Here is a 24,027-nt window from a genome sequence, read left to right as displayed (position 1 = left end):
TTCTGGTGCGTTTGGAGAGGTTAAATGAGCGAAAATATCGTTAATGTTACTGATGCATCTTTTGATGAAGATGTTCTAAAAGCAGACACTGCCGTGTTGGTTGATTACTGGGCAGAGTGGTGTGGTCCGTGCAAAATGATTGCACCAGTGCTGGAAGAGATCGCTAAAGATTATGAAGGTCGTTTGAAAATTTGTAAGCTGAATATCGATGAGAACAGTGAAACACCACCTAAGTTTGGTATTCGTGGTATCCCAACACTAATGCTGTTTAAAGGCGGCAATGTTGAGGCGACGAAAGTAGGCGCGTTATCAAAATCGCAGTTGTCTGCTTTTATTGATTCAAACCTATAAGCTAGATGAAAACGGGGAAGAAATAGCAACTTTAGTAATTATCTTCTCCGTTTTACTAGACACTCGCGATACAACCTTCTATATTTGATCTGTCTGGCGCTTCTATTCAGTATCTGAGCGTTTCAGTTCTTTACATATACTCTTTCGAATTTCCCCCTTTTCTCAATATTATCCTACTCAGTTACTCACCTCAAAATATATGAATCTTACCGAATTAAAAACTAAAAGCGTTCCCGAGCTTCTCGATATTGCAAAAGAAATGGGCCTAGATAACTTAGCCCGCTCTCGTAAACAAGATGTGATTTTTGCCATCTTGAAGAAACACTCCAAGAGCGGCGAAGATATCCATGGCGATGGTGTGCTGGAAATTCTCCAGGACGGTTTCGGTTTCTTGCGCTCTGCAGACTGTTCTTATCTTGCCGGCCCTGATGATATTTATGTTTCACCGAGTCAAATCAGACGCTTTAACCTGCGTACCGGTGATACTATTTCCGGTAAAATTCGTCCGCCTAAAGATAGCGAACGTTATTTTGCACTACTCAAAGTTAATCAAATTAACTTCGATCGCCCGGAAAACGCAAAAAATAAAATACTGTTTGAAAACCTAACACCATTATTTGCGCAAAAGCGTTTGCGTATGGAGCAGGGTAACGGCAGTACAGAAGATATTACCGCTCGTATTTTGGATCTTGTTAGCCCAATGGGTAAAGGTCAGCGTGCTTTGGTGGTATCTCCGCCTAAAGCAGGTAAAACCTTGATGCTGCAGAATATTGCTAACAGCATCACGCGTAACAACCCTGAGTGTCATCTCATCGTATTGTTGATTGATGAGCGTCCAGAGGAAGTAACAGAAATGCAGCGTACCGTTCGCGGCGAAGTAGTGGCATCTACCTTTGATGAGCCGCCATCACGTCACGTACAAGTTGCAGAAATGGTTATTGAAAAAGCGAAGCGCCTAACTGAGCATAAGAAGGATGTTGTAATCCTACTCGACTCTATTACACGTTTGGCTCGTGCATATAACACGGTTATTCCTTCTTCCGGTAAAGTACTGACGGGTGGTGTTGATGCACATGCATTAGAGCGCCCTAAGCGTTTCTTTGGTGCGGCACGTAACATTGAAGAAGGCGGCAGTTTGACCATTATCGCGACTGCGTTGGTTGATACTGGTTCGAAAATGGATGAAGTTATCTTTGAAGAGTTTAAAGGTACGGGTAACTCTGAAGTTCACCTCGACCGTAAAACTGCAGAGAAACGTATCTATCCTGCCATTAATATCCGTCGTTCAGGTACACGTCGTGAAGACTTGCTAACCTCTGAAGATGAATTGCAGCGTATGTGGATTCTGCGTAAGTTGCTAGATTCTATGGATGACTCTGCGGCAACTGAGTTTGTTATCGACAAGCTTAAAGACTTCAAGACAAATGATGAATTCTTTATGTCGATGCGCCGAAAGTAAGCTGCTAAATATGTGATTAAGGGTGAGCTTGTGCTTGCCCTTTTTTATGGGCAGTGCTGCCACCGAGTTTGTAAATAGCCTTGTAACTGCTTGTATAAATAACGCTTAGTATAAAAAAGAGCTCTAACTGATGTCGAATCTCAAATATAAAGACCTACGCGATTTTATGGCTTTGTTAGAAGCCAGAGGAGAGCTTAAGCGCATTAAGCAAGAGATTGATCCTAATCTTGAGATGACGGAAATTTGCGACCGTACTTTGCGAGCAGGCGGGCCGGCACTATTGTTCGAGAATCCAAAAGGCTATAACTACCCAGTACTGGGCAACTTGTTTGGCACACCTGAAAGGGTGGCGCTGGGTATGGGTGAAGAAAGTGTCTCAGCGCTGCGAGAAGTAGGTAAAGTGCTGGCAATGCTAAAAGAGCCTGAGCCTCCTAAGGGCATGAAAGATGCTTGGGAAAAGCTCCCCGTGTTCAAGCAGGTGTTAAACATGGGGCCTAAAGTTGTTAAAAAGGCCGCCTGTCAGGCTCATGTGATTGAAGGTGATGCTGTTGATTTAAGTACATTACCTATTCAAACATGTTGGCCGGGCGATGCCGGTCCCTTAGTAACTTGGCCTTTGGTCATTACGCGCGGACCTAATAAAGAACGCCAAAACCTTGGGATTTATCGCCAGCAAGTGATTGGCAAGAATAAGTTGATTATGCGCTGGTTAGCGCATCGTGGTGGAGCACTCGATTTTCGTGAATGGAAAGAAAAACATCCCGGTGAAAACTTCCCCGTTGCTGTTGCGCTAGGTGCTGATCCTGCCACCATTCTTGGTGCGGTAACACCTGTACCAGACACCTTATCTGAATATGCTTTTGCAGGTTTGTTGCGTGGTGGGAAAACCGAAGTTACTTCGTGTATAGGCAACGACTTGCAGGTGCCTGCTAGTGCTGAATTTATTCTTGAAGGTTACATAGCACCTGACGAAATGGCAGAGGAAGGCCCGTTTGGGGATCATACTGGCTACTATAATGAAGTTGATAGTTTTCCTGTGTTTACTGTTGAGCGTATTACGCATCGTGATACGCCGATATACCACAGTACTTATACAGGACGTCCACCTGATGAGCCGGCAATTCTTGGCGTTGCACTAAACGAAGTATTTGTACCGATTCTGCAAAAGCAATTCCCTGAAATTGTTGATTTCTACCTGCCGCCAGAAGGGTGTTCTTACCGGATGGCCGTTGTGACGATGAAGAAGCAATACCCAGGGCATGCGAAACGCGTTATGTTGGGTGTGTGGTCTTTCTTGCGACAGTTCATGTACACCAAGTTTGTAATTGTTTGCGATGATGATGTGAATGCGCGAGACTGGAACGATGTTATTTGGGCAATTACAACGCGTATGGATCCATCGCGCGATACCTTATTAATCGATAGCACCCCCATCGATTATTTAGATTTTGCCTCGCCAGTATCAGGACTTGGTTCTAAAATGGGTATGGATGCGACCAATAAGTGGCCGGGTGAAACTACTCGAGAGTGGGGCGAACCTATCGAGATGGACGCGGACGTTAAACAGCGTGTCGACGAGCTTTGGGATGATCTCGGTATTATGCCTGACGCAAGTACGAGCAAGGTGTGAATAAAAAAAGTCTGATACAGCTGCATTTAAATGAGCTGGTTCAGCCACTATTGTGCAACCCCGACGAAACGCTACTTCAGGTTGTGGAGCGTTATGGTTATCGTATGCCAAGGAGTTGCCAAAACGGCGTATGCCAAATATGTGAATATCAGTTGCTGTCGGGCCAAGCCTTGCAGCGCTACCCAGAAAAGCACTTAGTAGCCAGCGACGATCTAGTAGAAGGTAGCGCTGGAGTTTTGGGCTTGGCATGTACATCTGTTCCCGTCAGTGATTGTTGGGTAAATATTAAAGGGCTGAAGCGCCCTGGAGAGCAAGAAGTGAAACGTTTGAATTGTGATATTGCGCAAATTGAAAAGCTAAACAAAGATGTTTATAGGGTATCACTGGTTTTGCCTGCAACAGCATCTCAGTCGGTAAGCTATTATGCTGGCCAATATCTTGAAATCGTCATGCCAGATGGTCAGCAGGCTGCATTTTCTATTGGTAGCGCGCCAGAAGCAGGACGTAACCTTGAATTGCATGTAAGGCACGCACCGGAGAGTGAATTGTCGAGTGCCATTCTGGCTCATTTACAGAGTTCTAAGAGTGTAGAAGTGGAGCTGCCAAAAGGCGACTGCTACCTACAAGCAGCCAACTTTTCTGCAGATCAGACGATTATTCTAGCAGCAGCGAGCACAGGCTTCTCGCAAGTAAAAAGTATGATGGAGCACCTGCTTGCTAGCGGTGTGAAAAACCCTATTCATATTTACTGGGGTGCACGTATCGCTGCAGACTTATACCTGCCTGAGTTGCCTAAGCAGTGGGCAACAGAGAATGATAACGTTATCTATCACCCTGTAGTAAGTGAACCAGGCGACAGCTGTGGTTGGACAGGGCGTGTTGATCTGCTGCCTGATGCGATCAAGCATGATTTTGCTACACTTGAAAGCGTTGAAGTATACGCCAGTGGGTCTCCTCCTATGATATATGCGCTATTAGACGCGTGTGAAGAGAAAGGTCTGCAGCAATTACAAATGCACTCCGATGTATTTGCTTACGCACCCAGGCCAGAAAAGTAGTTTTAACAAAACAGTTCTAATACGCTTAAATAGCCGGTCTTTTGATCGGCTTTTTTGTGTCTAAAGAAATCAAAATGCTGATAAGTTGTCTCCACTGAATATGAACTTTTATCTCAAAGGGTCTGTCAAAATAAGCGCTTCTGCCCTATTAGCCTCCTTGTAGACAAGGAGGCTTTAAAGTTATCACTTCTTTCCAATGAATATAAAAAGGATTCCTCATGCGTAAATTTCTATTAGGCTTTATTGCTTTGTTTTCACTCTCGTCAGTCGCACTGGCGGATAATGGCCTTGTCAGTGTTAAAAGTGCTCATGATGTTAAAGAAACTGCAGATAAGCTTGAAGCTGTATTGGCTAAAAAAGGTATGAACGTTTTTGCGCGTATTGATCATGCCGGAGGTGCAAAAAAAGTAGGTATGCAGTTACGTCCAACTGAGCTGGTAATTTTTGGTAATCCAAAAGTTGGCACGCCACTGATGTTGTGCGACCAAAGTGCAGCTATTGACTTGCCTCAAAAAGCATTAATTCATGAAGATGAAGCAGGGCAGGTATGGTTAAGCTATAACAACCCTGCATACTTGGCTGAGCGTCATCAGTTACAAGAGTGTTCTGCTGTTTTGAAGAAAGTCTCGGGTGCGCTTAAAAACTTTGCTAAAGCGGCTACCCAGCCATAATTAGATATGTGAATTTCTTTTCAGGTATAAAAAAACCGGCTCTGTAATCAGATCCGGTTTTTTATGTGTTAAAAGAAAGCGACGCCTCAAGCGTTGCTTGTGTTGCTCTCTTTAGTTTTTTCGTCAGTTTTGCTCTCGTCTTGCTCTTCTGTAGCAGGCAGCGGGATAGGCGTTAAGCCACCACCCATTAAGGCGAGCCCATCTTGCATAACACTCAATGAGCGCTCGTTATCGCCTAGGTGCTGCAATACGCGTGTAAGCTCAGTATAGGTTTCAGGGCGTTTTTCAAGTGCTAAGCTTTCTTCCATATAGTCTACGGCTTTGCCCCACTGCTCGTTGCGCATGGCAAGTCGGCCAAGAGTGAGTTTAAGTGCAGCACTATCTGGGTTCTTTTTCAGCCAGCCTTTAGCAACTTCCAGCTGCTTATGGGCACTTTCACCTTTAATGCGACCATAAAGATTGACGAGATCTTCATCCCATTGACGCTTGATTTTGTCTTGTAGGAAGCTTTCGGCTTTATCTTCAGAGTCAGCGCTCACCAGCTGTTCGATGTAACGCTGGATCATCTCTTTATCGTGAGAAAGTGCTGAAGGTAAGCTTTTCCACTCTTTTGTTAGTGCTTGTAAGCGAGTGTCGCTATCTGCTTCTACTGGGAGTTTTTCTAGTGTGCTTCCCAATAGTTCTGAATAGCAGGTTTGCTCGAGAGCAGCGATTTCGTCTTCTTTTAGTACTTTAAGTTTGCGCAGCTCTGGGATGAGGTTAGTTAACCCTTGCCAGTCTTCTAAGCGAACATAAACATCTTTCAAGAGGCGGAGTACGTAAGTGTGCTTTGGTGCGAGTCTGCGCAAACGTAGCAGGCTTGCAAGGCAAGGCTCAAGTTGGCCACGCTCAAGCTGAATCTGTACTTGAGTGATACCAATAGCTACTTCTGCTTGAGGCACGCTACTGCGAGCCTTTTGTAGTAGCTCATCAGCGGTTTTATCTTCACCCTGCTCATGAGCAGCACGTGCTGCAGCAATATAGTTGATTAATGGTTGGTCTGAGCTTTCAGCAGATTGGCTCAATAAGCGTTGAGCTTTCCACCAACGGCCTTCTGATAAAGCTAATAAGCCTTTTAGTGTTTTGCCTTGGGCTTGTCGGGCGTCGCGACGCTCGCGCCATTCGCGGAATTTAGCCGTAGGGAAGCGCGCTTTAAAGAAGATATTCACGGCCCAGTGAAGTGCAACAAAACCTAGTGTTAGAACAACCAATAAAACCCAGAGGCTGGTTTCTATCGTGCTCTCGTCATAGGAGATCAGAACATAGCCAGGGTCTTTGACCATTTTTTCGCCGACCCATGCTCCCGCAGCGAGAACGACGAGGAGCAGCAGAAATAATCTTTTCATTATGCTGCTCCTTCTTCCTTAAGTTTGGTGACTTGTTGCAGGTAAGTTTTTAACGCATTTAGAGATCCGCTGATATTTGGCATTTCAGGTGAGATCTTTAGATCTTTGAGTTCAGCAATACCGCGAATAAGCGCTTGGGTGGTGGCATCTTTTTCTTCAAAGTAAGTGCCTGTCCACTCTTCAGCTTTGACGAGGCTGCGATCAAATGCGATTTGGTTTTTTTGTAGAAGCGCTAATTGAGCCTGCTCTAGCATTAGATGTAAGTTCTGTTGCAAATAGTAGTTTTGTTCAGGTGATAGCAATGGCTCGATTGGCTCGTCACGATGTTGAATAACAACGAGCTTCTCTACTTTATCAACCGCTTTAGCCCATGACTCTTTTAATCCACTAGACCATGTTTCGCTCATGACTTCTGGTGAGATCTCTTCGATCAGAGACGGTAGCTTATTTTTGTCTGTTAGTGGCACTAGGCGCAGGTTGTTGATTTGTTCGCTTAGGGCTGCCAGTTTCAGGTACGAACCTTCAAGGTCGAAGGTCGGAACTGATTCAAGGGCTGCAATATCTGATGCCAATGTTTTGCGTACTGCATAGATAGAAACATCATCTGTTTCTTTTAAAATTTTGTCAGCAGATTTAAGCAGTGACAAAGCACCTGAGGAGGTGTTTTCCATCAAAATGCGCTGGTTGGCCAATCTCAGTAAATATTCTACTTCTGCTAGCAGCCAATCTTTACGTGAGTTGCTCTGTTTTGCCGTTACTTGCTGGATGCTTTGTGTCAGGCGCGTTTGTAGCTCTTCAATGCCTTTTTGCTCTTTTGAAGACTGAGACTGAAGTAGCGTTAGGTTTTGGTTAACCGATGCCACTTGAGAGCTAACAACTGATTTTGTATCAGTAAGCTGGGTATTTACATTGGCAACCGCTTTGCTGACGTCCTGTTTAAGGTTATCGATTGTAGAGCTATCTTGTTGCTGGCTCTGCATTGAGTGCCAATACTGGTAGCCACTGCCGCCTAGCGCGATAATAGAGATAACTAACGCTAGTTTTCCGGGCCACGTAGCTGCTTGTTTTTCCTGTGCTGGCATGACGGGAGGTGCTGGTGTCTTGTTGGCCGCTTCGGGCTTAACAGGCTCTGGTGTTTCTTGAGCGTCTCGGCCTTTGTCTTGGCCTTTTACTAAAGGCTGTTCTTCTTTAGCTGTTTCAACCACGCTGTCGGTACTGCTTTTTGTGTTCTTAGTATCGACTGTAGGTTCGTCTACGGTTTGATCCGTCGGTGCGGTTTTCGACTCGATGACTGCTTCTACGGTGGTTTGAGTTTTTTTCTCGGTATGTTTCATGCGTTGGCTTCCGAGTCGTTAGCTGAATTTAGCGCTGCTACCATGGATAAATCATCCGGCCCTTGCGCTACCTTGATTCGTGTAAATCCTTTGTGTCTAGCCTGATCAGCAATTCGCTCACTAGGTACTACAAGATAAAGATGATGTAGTGAATCCGTGCTGAATTGTTTTTGACGGCCAGCAGCAACTGTAACAAAATTGCTAAGTGCCTCGCCACTGGTAATCAGGATAGATGATAAAGGAATGTTATAAATAATACTTTTGATATGCGTATCGTCATATTCGGGGCATGTTCTATCATAGAGATTAGCATACTCTACTTCAGCACCGCGGGCTGTTAGTGTTTCGGCTAACATAGCTCTACCGCTTGAACCTCGTAAAATGAGAATCCTTTTACCATCAATATCAGTTAGTTCTGGTAGCGTAAGCATGGCTTCTGAATCAAAGCCTGCCGCTGAATGATGAGCTAGGATATCTTGGTTGTTTAATATTTGAGCTGTTTTTTTGCCAATGGCATACCAATCAATTCCTTCAGGGGGCTGCGGCCAAAATTGATCGATCCACTCGAGTGCTTGGTGTGCTGCATTGGGGCTAATGCAGATGATGATGGAGTAATGATCCAAGTTCATCATCTGGTTTCTGAGCTGAATATATCGAGAATCAGTTTCGCTGATAGGGCATATTTCCAGTGCAGGTAAGTGCACCGGGTTAGCGCCACACTTTACAAGCAGATCGATGAGCTGATCTGCTTGTTGGGCAGGGCGTGTTACTAGCACTCGTTGGTTGTGTAGCGAGGGAAGTTTAGCCTTTGTTAGTTGCATAAACTTCGCTCAAAATTTCATCAGCACCTGCTGCCAAAAGTCGCTCGGCTACTGTGACGCCAATCTCTTCAGCTTGGTCGGGGTGTCCGCGCATTTCATCGCGTAAAACGGTAGTGCCATCCGGACGTGCAACTAAACCGCGTAAATACACCTCATCTTGGGCGTCGTTGAGTATGGCGTGACAGGCAATAGGGACCTGGCAGCCGCCTTCAAGACGTCTATTTAATGCGCGTTCAGCCAATACACACCATGCTGTTGGTTGATGGTGTAATGGAGCCAGCAGGGCAATGGTTTCAGTATCATCAAGGCGGCATTCGATGCCGACAGCTCCTTGGCCGCCAGCGGGCAGGCAGATGTCATCGGGTAGCTCGCTACGAATACGCTCTTCTAGTTTCAGTCGAAGCAGGCCCGCGGTAGCAAGAATAATGGCGTCGTATTGGCCTTCATCTAGCTTTCGTAGACGTGTTTGAACATTGCCGCGAAGATCTTGAATTTCAATATCTGGGCGTTGTTCTTTTATGAGTGATTGGCGTCGTAGTGATGATGTTCCAACAATAGCACCTTGAGGTAAATCAGCAAGGGAGTTGAACTTGTTAGAAACAAAGGCGTCTGTTGGTTTTTCACGTGGGCAAATAACAGAAAGGCCTAGGCCTTCAGGAAACTCCATAGGCACATCTTTCATGGAGTGGACGGCGATATCTGCTCTATTTTCTAACATGGCGACTTCGAGCTCTTTAACAAATAGCCCTTTGCCTCCAACTTTTGCCAGTGGTGTATCGAGAATAATGTCGCCACGGGTCGTCATGCCCAGCAGTTCTACCTGAATACCTGGATGGTGCTTCTCCAGCTCAGCTTTAACGTACTCAGCTTGCCAAAGTGCTAATAGGCTTTTTCGGGTCGCGATGCGCACAACTTTTTTCTGCATAGTCCTGTCCTAAAATAAAAAACGACAATGGGCCTTACCGGGCGAATGCAGCGATTGTAACAGATCATTTCGTTTCTGGGTCTTTGCATATATCAAGAGAACACGCATCGGGTGTCAAAACTGATATAATCCCTCGCAAATTTAGACCAGAACGGTCTGTCTAGTTTTCATAGTGAGGTCCTGAGCATGAGCAATAAAACCAACCAGCAGTGGGGTGGTCGTTTTAATGAACCAACGGATGCGTTTGTAGCACGCTTCACGGCGTCAGTTGAGTTTGATCAACGTATGTACCGACAAGATATTCAGGGTTCGGTTGCTCATGCGACTATGTTGACTGAAGCTGGTGTGCTGACGGTGGCTGAACGCGACATGATTATTCAAGGGTTGTCTGAAATAAGCACTGATATCGAAGAAGGGCGTTTTGAGTGGTCAATTGAACTTGAAGATGTTCATATGAATATTGAGGCAGCGCTAACAGCTAAAATCGGTATTACGGGTAAGAAGCTACACACTGGGCGTTCTCGAAATGATCAGGTAGCGACAGACATTCGTTTGTACCTACGTGATGAGATTGACCTTATCCTACTTGAGATTACTCGCTTGCAAGAGGGTTTGTTGGGTCTGGCTCACCAAGAAGCCGACACAATCATGCCTGGCTTTACCCATCTACAAACAGCTCAGCCTGTGACGTTTGGCCACCACTTAATGGCGTGGTTTGAAATGCTTAGCCGTGACTACGATCGTTTTGTTGATACGCGCAAGAGAGTTAATATTATGCCGCTCGGTGCCGCTGCTTTGGCGGGTACTACCTATCCTATTCAGCGCGATATTACCTGTAAGTTGTTGGGTTTTGATGCTCCCGCTGAAAACTCATTAGATGCAGTATCTGATCGTGACTTCGGTATTGAGTTTTGTGCCGCTTCTAGTCTTTTGTTGATGCATATGACACGTATGTCTGAAGAGTTGGTATTGTGGACCTCTGCTCAGTTTAATTTCATTAACCTGCCAGACCGTTTCTGTACCGGCTCATCTATTATGCCGCAAAAGAAAAATCCGGATGTTCCTGAACTAGTGCGTGGTAAAAGCGGGCGTGTTTATGGTCATCTCTTCAGTTTGTTAACCTTGATGAAGTCACAACCATTGGCTTACAACAAAGACAACCAGGAAGATAAAGAGCCGTTGTTTGATACCATTGATACAGTAAAAGGTTGTTTGCGAGCTTATGCTGATATGGTGCCTGCCCTTGAATCACGCAAAGATTATATGCGTGAAGCGGCGTTACGCGGCTTTTCTACTGCCACTGATCTTGCCGACTATTTGGTTAGGCAGGGTATGCCATTTCGCGATGCTCATGAAGTAGTTGGCAAGTCTGTCGCTTACGGAATAGAGACAGGTAAAGACTTGGGTGAGATGACGCTAGCTGAGTTGAAACAGTTCTCAGGCACTATCGCTGAAGATGTATTTGATGTGCTGACGCTAGAGGGCTCGGTTGCTGCACGTAACCATATTGGTGGTACTGCGCCAGATCAAGTAAGAGCTGCCGTAACACGTGGTCAGGAAAAGTTAGGAGCACGGGCTCAATAATTTTTTAGCCTGCCCTGAATAGAAAAATAGCGTGCCTTTGTACGCTATTTTTTTGTCTGTAGATTTGTTTGTAAATATTCAGAATTGCTTTGTAAATATTCAGAATTGCTTTGTTAATATCGAAAAACAATACCGTCGTGCAAAAGTAGGCTTTACGGAGAATTGTGTCTTTCATTCGTTAATCGATTTTGTTGATTATGTGAGGTTAATGTTTGCCATTGATAATGGCTCCTCTCTTTTATCACCTCTTTTTTATCGGGCTGGTACAAAATATACACAGCTATTACACTAGCGCTTTGTATAAATGCGAGTATAGGGATGTATGCGTTCAGAAAAGTCATACCTTTACTAAAGGCAAGTCGGGCGAGCACTAAGCTTGAAGAAGACATCATGATGATTCAAGGAGCCCTTGGTGTCTTGGCTATTTTGCCTTTTGCCGTTAGCCGTGCTTTGCAAGAAGAGTGGATCATGGTGATTCTTGATCTTTTGATTATTTCAGGCATTGTCTCCTTGGGTGTCTATGGGCGTAATGGTGCGAATTTTAGAATAGTAAGTACGCTCTTTACCTTGATGTACACCAGTGGAATGCTGGCGGTGATTTCGGTAAAGGGACCGGATATGTTGTTTTGGGCCTACCCTACAGCCATCGGCGGCTACTTTATGGTTCGTCTGAGAGTCGCCATCAGTATTAGTGTCCTTTCTGCAACCGCTGTCACCGTATTAGTTTATGAGGCGCTCTCAGCGTTTCAGTTATCAGGGTTTGTGGTGACATACTTGCTCGTGTGTTTGTTTTCCTATTTTTTTGCTGCACGTATGACGCAAGATAAACAGAGGCTTTCTGAGCAAGCAACGATAGATCCGTTAACCGGTGCAAATAACCGCAGAGCCCTCGATGATGCTATTGAAAGCCGAGTCTCTCTTTTTTCAAGAAGAGCAGCCCCTGTCTCTATTGTGATCATCGATATTGATTATTTTAAACGCATCAATGATGAGTATGGGCATGCAGTCGGAGATCTGTTTTTACAGCGCTTTGTAGAGTTCCTCAATGGCGTTGTCCGTCAAAGTGAAATGTTGTTCCGTTTTGGCGGAGAAGAATTTGTTGTAATAGCTGAAGGGCGCTTGGAAGAAGCGAGGAACCTATCAGAGAAGATACGTGAACGGTTTGAGCAAGCGCAGCTAATACCTGATCATCCTGTTACTGTCTCGATTGGCGTAGCAGAACTAGGTCATGTAGAAACTTCACGTGAGTGGATGAAAAGAGCTGACGATGCTTTGTACCTGGCTAAGTCATTGGGGCGAAATAGAGTGTGTTTGGCCCCCTCTTTGGAGAGACAGTCAACAAAGGTTTCAATCGATATAAGCATTCCCGCTGAAAAAGAGAATGCGTAATGAAAGCGTTTAGCGATTATTCTTTATGAGGCGATAAATAAAGAGTAATAGTACAGCCCCCGTTGTGGCTAGTCCAAAGCTGGCTAAATTAAACCCGTTGACTTTCCCAAACCCTAATATTGTTCCTAGGTATCCACCGACTACACCGCCAGCAATGCCCAAAATGATGGTTATAAAACAGCCGCCGGGGTCTTTGCCAGGCATTAGCCATTTTGCAACAGCTCCTGCAAGTAAGCCCATTAGAATCCATGAAAAAATACCCATAGACGTGTCCTTGATGTAAATGGAAGAGTGTTTGAATCTGTAGTTGTCGATTTGTACTTGCTAAGAAAACTGGCGGGCGGGACCCGCCAGAGGTGTTAGTTCAATGTGATATCAACCATTAGGTCGCTGGCAATTGACTCTATAGCGCTTTGAAGATCGTCAAAATCGAGGTTTTCAGGGGCAAGCAGTTGAGCTTGTGCTTTAAACAGTAGCTCTGCTGACATTGAGCCAGAGACTAGTTCTGTCGATAAGCTTTCAACATTGATGTGCCGTTGTGCCAAGGCTTGCGAAATTTCGCGTACGATGCCCGGTTTGTCATGCCCAATTAGTTCGAGTGTAAAAGACTGGAGCGTGTCGGACCTATCTTGCTCATCGGCTGTTTCGACAATGATTTTAAGGCCAGACTTTTCTAGCTCAAGTAAGGCGTTGGTTAATCCTGCAGCTTTTGCTTTAGGGGCTTTGATTACGAGGATTCCTGCGAATTTTCCACCTAGTCGTGATAATGCAGATTCTAGCCAGTTGCCGTCATGTGCAGCAATAGTTTGAGATAAACATTCAACGAGTCCAGGCTTGTCAGGTCCGATGACTGTTAATATAAGGGAGGTCATATGGCTGGTTCCTTCTAAAAGGTGTGATCTCAAAGCTAAGATATAAATATCTGATATAAGAGGATAGTACACAAATATGTTGTCAGTGCTAAGTGCTTTATGGCCGGTTTTTGCAATATTAATCTTAGGGTTTGTGGGGCGTAGAGCAGGTTTTCCAGGCAATGGTTTTTGGGAACCTGCTGAAAAACTTACATACTTTGTCTTGTTTCCGGTGCTATTGATTAACAAATTAGGCTCAGCGGATATAACCGGCGTATCTATTTTGGATATATCGATTGCCGTGGTGGCTCTGTTATTAATTGGCACAGGCCTGTGTTTTGTTGTTCGTTATTGGATGGGGCTTTCTGCAGCAGGGTTTACCTCTTTCTATCAAGGATCTGTGCGTTTTAATACCTATGTTGGGCTGGCTTCAGTTAGCACTCTCTATGGGAATGAGGCTGTTGCTGTCTCAGCTGTTGTTATTGCGTTCATGATTCCATTATTAAACTTACTGAGCATTATTGTTTTCTCCACACAATTGGGACGTAAACAAGGTGTACGGGGGTTGCTTGCTACACTTATAAAAAATCCGCTGATTCTTAGTTGCTTGCTGGGTATTGGGTTAAATATCAGCGGTATTGGTATCCCTTCAGCGGTTGCATCTGTGACTGGGCTGTTGGGTAGTATGGCATTGCCATTGGGGCTTTTGGCGGTTGGTGCGGGTTTGAACCTTCACGCTTTGCGGGTAGTGCAGTCAGCCGTTTGGGTGTCTTCATTTATTAAACTATTACTCTTTCCATTTATAATGTATGGAATTTGTTTTTTTATGGAACTTTCTTCTTTTATTACGGGTCTCTTGCTTGTCTTTGCTGCCGTGCCGACGGCTCCTTCTGCTTTTATTTTGGCAAGGCAGTTAGGTGGAGATGCTGAAATGATGGCGGCAATTATTACTGGGCAGGTGTTATTATCAATGTTGACCTTGCCGATTGTCCTAGGAATGCTGATTTAACGTGACGAAGAAGTTAAAATGTCGCGAAATTCGGCAAAATTCCTGAAAATATGATGATTTATAACATTTTTTTGTTCTTTTTAGGGTAAAAGCTCTTCATCTGGCTATAATACTAAATAGGGACTTAATTGTTTAAACATCTATGGACGGAATGTGGCGGTTATGTATCGGTAGTATGCAATTAAGCTGATTATTAATAAAAATATAGAGATTATATGAAGAAAGGTCCTGATTTAGTGATGGTAGTAGTAATGGCGTTTGTAGTGGGCTCAGTCCTAACAGGCGTATTTTCTCAAACAGACTTTCAGTTTGCATCGTTGGTGGAGCAAGTATTTAATCGCCAGGGTTAAATGTAAATTGATTAAATTGATTAAGTTGAGAGAGAAACTCCATTTCCTTGCATATAGTTTGGGTGGCCGTTTTTTTGATAAAAATAAATTATGGGTAGTCGTTAATATATTAAAGACATGCCCGTAAAAATTTTTACTCAAGGTTTATTAAGATACACAGCAATATTAATTTTTTACTTTTAATAAAAACCGTGGTCAGTAGCAACTGCTGTTAATGGTACATCCCAACTTTCTATAGGTAGCTGTTCAACTTTTTGTAAATGATGCGCAAGCCCAATTAAACGTGGCTTTTGCGCATTGAATTGTCTGATAAAGTTGAAGGTTCGATCATAGTACCCGCCCCCCATTCCAAGCCTTCCGCCTTTATCATCAAATGCAACAAGCGGTAACAATACGATATCTAGCATCTTAGCAGCACGAATAAAGCGGTAAGGAGCTTTGGGTTCTAAAATGCCATAAATATTACGTGTCATTGGTGTGCGTGGGGTGTATTTAACAAACCAAAGTCGATTATGTGAGAGTGGATGTAGTACCGGTAGGTAAACGTTCTTTTTCATCTTCCAGCACCAATGAATAATAGGTGTTGGATCGAGCTCGCCATCATTGGGTAAGTAAAGAGCAAGATGCTTAGATTTATGTATGCTGGGAAGTTTTTGGATTTCAGCTAACAGCTTGAGTGCCGCTGTTGCTTGCTGCTTAGGCGTTAAGGATTTGCGCTTTTGACGCATAGACTTGCGAAGTGCTGAACGTGCGTCCATAAACGTAAAGACTCCCCAAGATGCCGTTACTGGTTGTGGCCCTGAACCCGAAGGTTCAAGGAGGAGATCTCCGAAGTGTATAAGGCTTTCCGAAGACGGACATGCACACAACACTTGCTAGAAAAATCCATACTGGTAATTATCGGCTCGAGGGACGTAACCAATTGACGAACACCTCAGGGAGCCAGATCATTATAACGCGTTTGGCGCCAAAGTCAGCTCTTGTATTTTATTAAATATCTGCTAAGAAGAATATTTAACTGATTGAAATTCATGCAGTTAATCTAATATTTGACTCGTCCTAGGGTGTTCCCTTAGGTTTTATGAGTGAGCTGTCAATCTTTTGGCTGAGCTTCATAATGCGCTCTTCTAAATTTTCTTGTTGCTGTGCTTTGTTCTGTAATAACTCATGAGAAAGATTTAATGCCGTCATAACCGCTACGCGCTCTAATCCTAGCACTTTCCCGGCATCGCGAATTTCGCGCATTTTCTTATCAAGGTAATCGGCTGAAACAAATAGCTCTGCTTCTGAGCCTTCAGGACAGCCAATCAAGTACTCTTTATCCATTATTTTGATAGCGACTTTGTGTCCAGCGTCGTTGCTCATGAGCTTTGCTCCAGTGTCTTCATGCGTTGAATCATTTTTTCAACTTGTACACGTGTTTGATCGTTCACTTGGAGAAGGCGAGCTTTTTCCTGTCGGGCCTGTAATCCGGTGGCCTTAAGATGCTGGTTTTCCAGTTCAAGCTCCTCACAACGTGCGAGTAGCTGATCAATTTTTTGTTCAAGTGCGATAAAGTAATGGTCTGTCATTCGGGAATCCAACATAAAATCTAAAGTGGACTATAAACAGGCTGCCTTAGAGGGTCAATCGAGTCTGCATAGCTCTGTATAGATTACAATGCTAGGATAATCAAAATATTTTGAAATATATGTCTGAAAACAGTTAAGAGAAGAGTGAATAATGCCGGAAGTGAGTGAAGAGCTGATTGGTTTTGATGCGATAGCCAATTTACTTGTATCAGAGAATGTTTTCATTATCACACCCTCTGAATTGCATGGTTTGTTGGCAGGGCAGTTATCGTCTGGTGCCCGCATGGTTCCTGATGTTTGGTTAAGTACTGTTGCTGAGTTGTTAGAGTTAGATGGGCTTACGCAAGAAACCAGTAAGGTGGGTATGGTCGGTCTTTATCAGCAAACTTTGGGACAGATGGAGAGCTTTAGTTTAGAGCTGACGATGCTTCTGCCAGATGATGACGCTACGCTTGCGCAACGAGTTGAATCGTTAGGGCGTTGGTGCCAAGGTTTTATGACAGGTTTTGGTTATCAGGGAAAGCAAACGGATAAATCGCTTTCCGATGAAGCGAAAGATGTGCTGCGAGACTTGTCTGAAATTTCACAGGTAGCAAATGAAGTGGATGACGGTGAAGACAGCGAAGCAGACTTGATGCAGCTAGAAGAGTACGTACGTATGGCTGTATTAATGCTGTTTTCCGAATGCAACCTTAGCAGCGATGCCGTGAGCAACCCTGACGCACCTAAAATGCACTAAATGGATGATGTGAGAATGAAGCAACCCTGTATCAATCAGCGCGAGTTTGCTGAACGCAGAGAGCGGCTCCTCGCTCAGCTGCCCGTTAATAGTGTGGTTGTTGTTCCTTCAGCGATGCTGCAGCACCGAAACAGTGATGTTGAATCTCCCTTTAGGCAGGATAGTGATTTTTATTACCTAAGCGGCTTTGATGAGCCTGAAGCGCTGATTGTGATTACCAAAGGCGAAGCAGTTGTGAGTTATCACCTGTTTTGTCAGCCCCGTGATCCAGAGATGGAAATTTGGAACGGTTACCGTTCTGGACCTGAGGGTGTGAAAGTAGACTTTCTGGCGGATAAGGCGTTTTCTATCGATGAAGTTGATGAGCGCTTACCTGAAATACTCGATGGGATGGAGTCTATCTACTTCTGTATGGGTACGTGCTATCGCACGGAGACGCGTGTTGAACTCTGGTTAGAGTCAATGCGTAAAAAGCGCCGTCAGGGCGTTAAAGTGCCTTCTCGTCTTATTGAGTTGGGCCCTGTGCTACATGAGATGCGATTGCTTAAATCAGAGCAAGAGATTGAAGTGATGCGTGCTGCCGGTGAAATATCGGCTCAAGCGCATGTTCGTGCTATGCAGGTATGTCGCCCTGGCTTGATGGAGTATCAGTTAGAAGCAGAGATTATCCACCATTTTATGCAGCACGGTTGTCGTTTGCCTGCTTATTCCAGCATTGTGGGAGGTGGCAAGAATGGTTGTGTTCTGCATTATGTATCGAATAACGCCATTCTAAGGGAAGGTGACCTAGTATTAATTGATGCGGGTTGTGAAACTGATTATTACGCAGGTGACATTACGCGCACTTTCCCTATTAATGGACGTTTCAGTGATGAGCAGCGAGCCTTGTATGAGCTAGTACTGAGAGCGCAATCTGCATGTTTGGAAGAGATTAAGCCGGGAATTCCTTGGGAGCAAACGCATGATACGTCTGTCAGAGTGATTACCGAAGGCTTAGTCGAGCTAGGCTTATTGAAAGGTAAGGTCGATGAGTTAATTGATTGCGGTGCTTATAAAGCATTTTATATGCATCGTTTGGGGCACTGGTTGGGTATGGATGTGCATGATGTTGGCGATTATAAAACTGATGGCCAGTGGCGGCTCTTAGAGCCTGGCATGGTCATGACGGTTGAGCCCGGTATTTATGTTGCTCCAGATAATGAAAGTGTTGATGCATGCTGGCGTGGTATTGGCATCCGTATAGAAGATGATGTTGTCGTTACTGCTGATGGTTGTGAAGTGCTGACAGCGTCAGTGCCAAAAACAGTTGATGAAATTGAAGGGCTGATGGCTGCTGCGAGGCATTGATGAATACACATTATGATATTGTCATTATTGGTGGAGGGATGGTTGGAGCGAGTTTAGCTGCGGCTTTGTTGCCCATGAGCGAAGCGCTCAATCTGCACATTGCTGTGGTTGAATCAATGCCGATGCCAACCAGCGACTTATCTCAATATCAACCGAGTTATGATGCGCGCGCTACGGCGCTGTCTTATGGTGCCCGAAAACTTTATGAGCAGATGGGTGTTTGGGAGGCTATTTCTGAACATGTATCTTCGATCCAGCGTATTCATGTTTCTGATAAAGGGCATTTCGGTGCTACGCGTTTGCACGCTGAAGAAGAGCACGTACCTGCGTTAGGCTATGTTGTTGAAAACCAATGGATGGGCCGTACGCTACTTAACCATATTACCACCCATCAGCACGCTGATAGGGTTGCTTATTGCTGCCCTGCAGAAGTGATCAGTGTAACGCCTGCCGAAGAGGGGATGCGGTTAGATATCCTTATGGACGACAAAAAAATTCAGGTGTCATCTGCTCTGGTTGTTATGGCTGACGGGGGGCGCTCAACATTACGTGAAAGTTTGGGGATTAGTTATCAGCAAGTTGTCTATGAACAGCATGCCGTGGTTACCAACATTAGTCCTGACCGCTCTCATCAGAATGTTGCTTATGAGCGTTTCACAGACACAGGTCCTTTGGCCTTGCTACCCTTGCACGATCAAGACAACATGGCGCGCTGTGGTTTGGTATGGACGGTTCCAGACGCTGAGTTAGATAATGTTATGGGGCTCGATGATAATGCATTTTTAGCACGTGTTCAGGAGCGTTTTGGCTATCGTTGCGGACGTTTTATGCATGTTGGAAAACGCTTTAGTTACCCACTTAAGCTGGTATTGGCGGATGAGCAGGTACGCCCAGGATTAGCTGTGCTGGGTAATGCAGCGCATGCGCTGCATCCGATTGCAGGTCAGGGGTATAACTTGGCATTGCGGGGTGTGGTTGATTTAGCGCAGCATATTATTGAGGCACGACGTTGTGGTATGTCTGTTGGAGATATTTCTATGTTGCAGGCTTATCATCAGGCGCGTATAGCTGACCAGAAGAGAACGATTGGTTTGAGTGACAAAACCATGAAGCTATTTTCTAATCGTAACCCGGTGTTGGCACTAGGTCGCGATCTTGGTTTGCAACTGATGGACATTTGTCCACCAGCGAAAACACTTTTTGCTCGAGCGGCAATGGGTTTGGATGTGCCTGCTCCTCGTTTGAAATAAGGTAACAGAATGACTGTGCAAACAGCTGATATTGTTATAGTAGGCGGTGGTATGGTAGGGGTGACGGCGGCGCTAGTATTAGCAGCTTCTGGGTTACATATCGTATTACTGGAAAATAGAGAGTTTGATCCCGAGCTTCTTATTGATGATGTTGCTGGTCAGCTCACTGCTGGCTATGACCCGCGAGTGAGTGCTTTGACGTGCGCCTCGCAGCAGCTGCTAACTCATGTCGGTGCCTGGCCTTATATGCAGCAACTTCGTACTAGTCCTTACACCGATATGGATGTTTGGGATGGCGAGGGTAGTGGTCATATACACTTTTCTTCAAGAGAGCTACATGAGCTTGCGTTAGGTCACATAGTAGAAAACAGAGTGACGGTTGCCGCCTTGTATGCTGCGGCACAGCGAATAGATAATCTGAGAATCATCACAGGCGTTTCGGTTGTACAGCTGTCTGAACCAGACAGCGCTGCTGATGGCAGCTCACGAGTATTGACCTGCAAAGATGGCTCGCAGTGGCGCAGCAAATTAGTTGTTGCTGCTGATGGCGCTATGTCAAAAGTGCGACAGCTCGCTTCTATCCCTATGTGGGAGTGGGATTATGGGCATCACGCTATTGTTACTACGGTACGCACTGAAAAGCCCCATCAGGAGACGGCATGGCAGCGGTTTACTGACGACGGCCCACTGGCTTTTCTTCCACTAGATGATCCTAATTGTTGCTCTATTGTGTGGTCGACATCGCCTGACCATGCGACAGCACTTATCGACTTAGATGATGATGCATTTTGTGCCGCGCTAACGCGTGCGTTTGAAGGGCGCTTAGGAGGTGTGTTGTGGGCAGACAGAAGGCATCTCTTTCCGTTACGTCAGCGCCATGCACAATATTATGTGCAGGCAGGGTTAGCTGTTATAGGTGATGCCGCACATACCATCCATCCTTTGGCTGGGCAGGGCGTTAATTTGGGACTGATGGATGCAGCGGCACTAGCTGAACAGATTTTATCGGCTCATACACGTGGAGAAGAGATAGGAAGTGAAGCTGTGTTGAAACGCTTTCAGCGTCAGCGACAAAGCGCCAACTTGCAGATGTCGGCTAGTATGGAGGCTTTCAAACAGTTATTCGGGCACCAGCAACCTTTGCTTAAGTTGGTGCGGAATATGGGTATGAATACCTTGAACAGCCTGTCTCCTATTAAACAGCATGTGGTGATGCAAGCAATGGGCTTGAGTGGCGATATCCCTGCATTGGCAAGAAGGCCAGTAGATCGCGGTTGATGAGTATTATGCATTTATCCTAGTGTCGGTATGAATAGGTTTAGGCATAAGTCGTAGGTCGGGGGTTAGAATGCTATCAAAGATTGATCTAACATTAAAATCCCTATAAATTGACATCCCTTTTTTCTGTATCCAGCTATAGATTAGTACTTATGTGTATTGGCTGTTGATGCGTTAACAATCAGATAACAACAAGAGTTTTATAACGATGGCTAATAAAACCGCTTTATATGATCAGCATCTGGCCATGGGTGCGAAAGTTGTCGATTTTGGTGGCTGGGATATGCCCCTGAACTATGGTTCTCAGATAGAAGAGCATAAACAGGTCCGTACAGCAGCAGGTATGTTTGATGTGTCGCACATGACGATTGTCGATGTGACGGGTGCTGATGCTTCTGAATATCTTCGTTATTTGTTAGCAAATGACGTGGCGCGCTTAGATATTAAGGGTAAAGCGTTGTACAGCGGTATGCTGAACGAAGATGGCAACGTTATTGATGATCTGATCGTATATCGTATGACAGATCCTGGTGTTCCTGGCGAATGGTTCCGTGTTGTTGTGAATTGCGCTACGCGTGAAAAAGATCTTCGCTGGATGGCAGAGAAAACTGCGCATTTTGACGTTGCTTTGACTGAGCAGCCAGAGCTTTCTATGGTCGCAATACAAGGGCCAGAAGCAATAGCTAAGGCTAAATCTGTATTGAATGAGTCCCGGGGGCGTTTAATTGATGGCTTGAGCATCTTCCAAGGGCTTGAATCTGAGGGCTGGTTTATCGCCAGAACCGGCTACACCGGTGAAGATGGTTTAGAAATTATTATCCCTGAAGATGAAATTTCTGAGTTTTGGCAAGCCTTGGCTGACGCAGGCGTAGCGCCTTGTGGTCTAGGTGCCCGAGATACACTACGTCTTGAAGCCGGTATGAACCTATATGGCGCAGATATGGATGAAAGCGTATCTCCATTGGTGTCAGCCATGGGATGGACTGTTGCGTGGGAGCCGGAGAACCGTGATTTTTGTGGGCGTGCTGCATTAGAAGCTGAAAAGGCTGCAGGCGTAGCTCAGAAGTTGGTAGGCTTGGTGATGAAGTCACGAGGTGTATTGCGTGGCCACCAAAAAGTGATTGTAGAAGGTGTTGGAGAGGGAGAAATTACTAGCGGTACTTTCTCGCCTACACTGAACGTGTCTATTGCTTTGGCGCGAGTTCCTGCAGGAACAAAAGACCTAGCGATGGTTGATATTCGTGGGAAGCATGTAGCAGTATCAGTCGTGCGCCCTCCCTTTGTCCGTAATGGCAAAAAAGTATTTTCTTAACCCTAGTGTAGGAATCGGGAATATGAGTGATATTCGTAACGAACTAAAATATGTAGCTAGCCATGAGTGGATTCGTAATGAAGGTGATGGGTCTGTAACCATCGGCATTACCGATCACGCACAAGACTTACTGGGCGATGTTGTCTTTGTTGAGTTACCTGAAGTAGGTGCTGACGTTGAGACGGGAGATGATGCAGGTGTTGTCGAGTCTGTAAAAGCGGCGTCTGATATATATGTACCTATTTCTGGTGAAATCATTGCTACTAATGAGTTGCTGGAAGATTCACCTGAGCTGGTGAATAGCGATCCTTATGGAGATGGCTGGTTTTTCCGTATTAAACTGGCTGATGAAGCTGAGTTGGGTGGATTGCTGGATGCTCAGGCGTACGGAGAATTATGTGAGGATGAATCTTGATCGATTCATGAAGCACTTCGGTGTAAGCTATACCTATTGATTTATTCACTGTCCCGGCACTTGGCCGGGACAGTCATTTTTACTGTTTATAGAGATTACCATGTCATTAAATACGCTTATTCTCAATCAAGGTGCCGAGCGCCGACTTCGTGCGGGCCATGTCTGGATTTACAGCAATGAGGTCGATAATAAGCGCACTCCAATTAAATCTTTTCAGCTGGGTGAGCAGGTTTTAGTTGAAGCGAGTAATGGTAAGTCGTTAGGTGTTGCGTATGTGAATCCTAATACTTTGATTTGTGGTCGCCTGCTGTGCCGTGATACTAAGCTGCGTTTGGATCGCTCGTTACTGGTTCATCGTATTAATATTGCATTGTCATTACGTGAGGCGTGCTTTGATAAGCCTTGCTATCGTTTAGTGTTCGGTGACAGTGATGGCTTACCTGGATTGGTGATTGACCGCTATTTTAATATTTTTGTGGTGCAAATCTCGACGGCTGGAATGGAGGCTGTTGTTGATGAAATTATTTCGGCATTAAATAAAATTTTCACACCAGAAGCGATAGTGTTGCGTTGTGACGGTAAAATGCGCAGTACTGAAGGCCTAGAAAGCTACATTGAAGTTGCGCAAGGTGAAGTGCCTGAACTCTGTCCATTTGAAGAGAATGGCGTGCCTCTGTTAGCGCCGGTGTTGACAGGGCAAAAAACGGGCTGGTTTTATGATCATCGTAACAACCGCGCTGCAATGCAAAAGCATGTGGCAGGTAAGCGCGTGTTAGACCTATTTAGCTATGTGGGTGGTTGGGGTGTACAGGCACTAGCGGCGGGTGCAACCGAAGTTATGTGTGTAGATGCGTCTGAAACTGCGCTGGATGTGGCATTAGAAAATGCACGTCTTAATAATGCAGAAGATCGTTTTGTGGCAGTGCAGGGAGATGCGTTTGATGCTTGTAAAGCATTGATCCATGACCAAGAAAAGTTTGATGTTGTCATTGTTGATCCTCCTGCGTTTATTCAACGTCGTAAAGATATTAAAAATGGTGAACGTGCTTACTCACGCATCAATAATTTAGCGATGCGCTTGTTGGAGCGTAAGGGTGTATTGGTGAGTGCTTCGTGTTCAATGCATCTTGAGCGTGCCAACCTTGTTGACATTATTCGAGCTAATGCGCGTGAGCTCGACCGGACAGCACAAATTTTTGATCAGGGGCATCAGGGAGCTGATCATCCAGTACACCCAGCCATTCCTGAAACTGATTATCTGAAATCATTTTGCGTCAGAGTGCTGCCAAGTAGCTAAT

Annotated in this window: 25 protein-coding genes and 1 other RNA gene; 16 read left to right on the top strand and 10 right to left on the bottom strand. The window is 45.1% G+C overall.

The features are described from left to right. The first annotated feature begins 24 nt into the window (after positions 1-24). The 5 genes from trxA (at position 25) to G511_RS0116150 (ending at position 5,169) form a co-directional block, all read left to right on the top strand. Positions 25-351: a thioredoxin TrxA gene (trxA, locus tag G511_RS0116170; protein ID WP_028470566.1), complete on the top strand. Its 327-nt coding sequence runs from the start codon at positions 25-27 to the stop codon at positions 349-351. Between the two features lie 199 nt (positions 352-550). Beyond that, positions 551-1,810 carry a transcription termination factor Rho gene (gene rho / locus G511_RS0116165; RefSeq protein WP_028470565.1) on the top strand — a complete coding sequence of 420 codons (1,260 nt, stop codon included), beginning with the start codon at positions 551-553 and terminating at the stop codon, positions 1,808-1,810. Positions 1,811-1,940: 130 nt separating this feature from the next. Next, positions 1,941-3,440 carry a 4-hydroxy-3-polyprenylbenzoate decarboxylase gene (ubiD, locus tag G511_RS0116160; RefSeq protein ID WP_028470564.1) on the top strand — a complete coding sequence of 500 codons (1,500 nt, stop codon included), beginning with the start codon at positions 1,941-1,943 and terminating at the stop codon, positions 3,438-3,440. Then, positions 3,437-4,498 carry a 2Fe-2S iron-sulfur cluster-binding protein gene (locus G511_RS0116155; protein WP_084629136.1) on the top strand — a complete coding sequence of 354 codons (1,062 nt, stop codon included), beginning with the start codon at positions 3,437-3,439 and terminating at the stop codon, positions 4,496-4,498. Before ubiD ends, G511_RS0116155 begins: the two co-directional genes overlap by 4 nt. 218 nt (positions 4,499-4,716) lie before the next feature. Next, entirely contained in the window at positions 4,717-5,169 is a 453-nt protein-coding gene (locus G511_RS0116150) for a DUF302 domain-containing protein (RefSeq protein WP_028470562.1), read from the top strand. An 86-nt stretch (positions 5,170-5,255) separates the two neighbouring features. Here the strand turns inward: G511_RS0116150 and G511_RS0116145 are convergent, their stop codons facing one another. Genes G511_RS0116145 through hemC form a run of 4 tightly spaced genes read right to left on the bottom strand, consistent with a single transcriptional unit; the run spans position 5,256 to position 9,634 of the window. Next, positions 5,256-6,554 carry a heme biosynthesis HemY N-terminal domain-containing protein gene (locus G511_RS0116145; RefSeq protein ID WP_028470561.1) on the bottom strand — a complete coding sequence of 433 codons (1,299 nt, stop codon included), beginning with the start codon at positions 6,552-6,554 and terminating at the stop codon, positions 5,256-5,258. After that, complete coding sequence (locus tag G511_RS23155; protein WP_245574104.1) at positions 6,554-7,888, bottom strand: uroporphyrinogen-III C-methyltransferase; 1,335 nt, start codon at positions 7,886-7,888, stop codon at positions 6,554-6,556. The genes G511_RS0116145 and G511_RS23155 overlap by 1 nt, the downstream gene beginning before the upstream one ends. Then, the gene (locus G511_RS0116135; RefSeq protein WP_036552262.1) at positions 7,885-8,709 is read right to left on the bottom strand and encodes a uroporphyrinogen-III synthase; all 825 of its coding nucleotides are present in this window, start codon (positions 8,707-8,709) and stop codon (positions 7,885-7,887) included. The genes G511_RS23155 and G511_RS0116135 overlap by 4 nt, the downstream gene beginning before the upstream one ends. Continuing rightward, positions 8,690-9,634 (bottom strand): hydroxymethylbilane synthase, encoded by a 945-nt coding sequence (hemC, locus tag G511_RS0116130; RefSeq protein WP_028470559.1) that lies wholly within the window; start codon positions 9,632-9,634, stop codon positions 8,690-8,692. The genes G511_RS0116135 and hemC overlap by 20 nt, the downstream gene beginning before the upstream one ends. A gap of 186 nt (positions 9,635-9,820) precedes the next feature. Between hemC and argH the strand changes: the two genes are divergently transcribed. Together argH and G511_RS0116115 are read left to right on the top strand one after the other, a co-directional pair. Next, the gene (gene argH, locus G511_RS0116125) at positions 9,821-11,218 is read left to right on the top strand and encodes an argininosuccinate lyase (RefSeq protein ID WP_028470558.1); all 1,398 of its coding nucleotides are present in this window, start codon (positions 9,821-9,823) and stop codon (positions 11,216-11,218) included. 390 nt (positions 11,219-11,608) lie between these two features. Beyond that, complete coding sequence (locus G511_RS0116115) at positions 11,609-12,607, top strand: GGDEF domain-containing protein (RefSeq protein WP_169565794.1); 999 nt, start codon at positions 11,609-11,611, stop codon at positions 12,605-12,607. Between the two features lie 9 nt (positions 12,608-12,616). On the opposite strand, the gene G511_RS0116110 is transcribed toward G511_RS0116115, so the two are convergent. Then, complete coding sequence (locus tag G511_RS0116110; RefSeq protein WP_028470555.1) at positions 12,617-12,871, bottom strand: GlsB/YeaQ/YmgE family stress response membrane protein; 255 nt, start codon at positions 12,869-12,871, stop codon at positions 12,617-12,619. 95 nt (positions 12,872-12,966) lie between these two features. Next, the gene (locus G511_RS0116105; RefSeq protein WP_028470554.1) at positions 12,967-13,479 is read right to left on the bottom strand and encodes a glycine cleavage system transcriptional repressor; all 513 of its coding nucleotides are present in this window, start codon (positions 13,477-13,479) and stop codon (positions 12,967-12,969) included. Between the two features lie 76 nt (positions 13,480-13,555). On the opposite strand from G511_RS0116105, the gene G511_RS0116100 reads away from it, so the two are divergent. Then, positions 13,556-14,467, top strand: a complete 912-nt coding sequence (locus G511_RS0116100; RefSeq protein WP_028470553.1) for an AEC family transporter — start codon at positions 13,556-13,558, stop codon at positions 14,465-14,467. A 215-nt stretch (positions 14,468-14,682) separates the two neighbouring features. Further along, the gene (locus G511_RS24860) at positions 14,683-14,817 is read left to right on the top strand and encodes a hypothetical protein (protein WP_281170425.1); all 135 of its coding nucleotides are present in this window, start codon (positions 14,683-14,685) and stop codon (positions 14,815-14,817) included. 179 nt (positions 14,818-14,996) lie between these two features. On the opposite strand, the gene G511_RS0116090 is transcribed toward G511_RS24860, so the two are convergent. The 4 genes from G511_RS0116090 to G511_RS0116080 form a co-directional block, all read right to left on the bottom strand. Next, positions 14,997-15,575, bottom strand: a complete 579-nt coding sequence (locus G511_RS0116090; protein WP_028470552.1) for a 5-formyltetrahydrofolate cyclo-ligase — start codon at positions 15,573-15,575, stop codon at positions 14,997-14,999. Positions 15,576-15,583: 8 nt separating this feature from the next. After that, positions 15,584-15,761: non-coding RNA, 6S RNA (ssrS, locus tag G511_RS24245), on the bottom strand. Between the two features lie 115 nt (positions 15,762-15,876). Next, positions 15,877-16,182 carry a cell division protein ZapA gene (locus tag G511_RS0116085; RefSeq protein WP_028470551.1) on the bottom strand — a complete coding sequence of 102 codons (306 nt, stop codon included), beginning with the start codon at positions 16,180-16,182 and terminating at the stop codon, positions 15,877-15,879. Beyond that, positions 16,179-16,388 (bottom strand): hypothetical protein, encoded by a 210-nt coding sequence (locus tag G511_RS0116080; RefSeq protein WP_028470550.1) that lies wholly within the window; start codon positions 16,386-16,388, stop codon positions 16,179-16,181. Before G511_RS0116080 ends, G511_RS0116085 begins: the two co-directional genes overlap by 4 nt. A 151-nt stretch (positions 16,389-16,539) precedes the next feature. On the opposite strand from G511_RS0116080, the gene G511_RS0116075 reads away from it, so the two are divergent. The 7 genes from G511_RS0116075 to G511_RS0116045 all read left to right on the top strand — a co-directional run bounded on the left by G511_RS0116075 (position 16,540) and on the right by G511_RS0116045 (position 24,026). Next, the gene (locus G511_RS0116075; protein WP_028470549.1) at positions 16,540-17,127 is read left to right on the top strand and encodes a UPF0149 family protein; all 588 of its coding nucleotides are present in this window, start codon (positions 16,540-16,542) and stop codon (positions 17,125-17,127) included. A gap of 15 nt (positions 17,128-17,142) precedes the next feature. Beyond that, a complete protein-coding gene (gene pepP / locus G511_RS0116070) occupies positions 17,143-18,474 on the top strand; it encodes a Xaa-Pro aminopeptidase (RefSeq protein WP_028470548.1) in 1,332 nt (443 codons plus the stop codon). After that, a complete protein-coding gene (gene ubiH / locus G511_RS0116065) occupies positions 18,474-19,724 on the top strand; it encodes a 2-octaprenyl-6-methoxyphenyl hydroxylase (protein ID WP_028470547.1) in 1,251 nt (416 codons plus the stop codon). Before pepP ends, ubiH begins: the two co-directional genes overlap by 1 nt. A 9-nt stretch (positions 19,725-19,733) precedes the next feature. After that, complete coding sequence (locus G511_RS0116060) at positions 19,734-21,002, top strand: FAD-dependent oxidoreductase (protein ID WP_028470546.1); 1,269 nt, start codon at positions 19,734-19,736, stop codon at positions 21,000-21,002. A 208-nt stretch (positions 21,003-21,210) separates the two neighbouring features. Continuing rightward, on the top strand, positions 21,211-22,314 hold the full coding sequence (gcvT, locus tag G511_RS0116055) for a glycine cleavage system aminomethyltransferase GcvT (protein ID WP_028470545.1): 1,104 nt from the start codon (positions 21,211-21,213) through the stop codon (positions 22,312-22,314). 22 nt (positions 22,315-22,336) lie between these two features. Continuing rightward, entirely contained in the window at positions 22,337-22,729 is a 393-nt protein-coding gene (gene gcvH / locus G511_RS0116050; protein ID WP_028470544.1) for a glycine cleavage system protein GcvH, read from the top strand. Between the two features lie 100 nt (positions 22,730-22,829). Further along, a complete protein-coding gene (locus G511_RS0116045; RefSeq protein WP_028470543.1) occupies positions 22,830-24,026 on the top strand; it encodes a class I SAM-dependent rRNA methyltransferase in 1,197 nt (398 codons plus the stop codon). Position 24,027 lies beyond the last annotated feature (1 nt).

It is taken from the genome of Neptunomonas japonica DSM 18939 (assembly GCF_000422765.1).
Taxonomy (GTDB): domain Bacteria; phylum Pseudomonadota; class Gammaproteobacteria; order Pseudomonadales; family Balneatricaceae; genus Neptunomonas; species Neptunomonas japonica.
The sequence above is the reverse complement of the archived record's forward strand: the minus strand, read 5'-3'. Positions and strand labels throughout refer to the sequence as shown.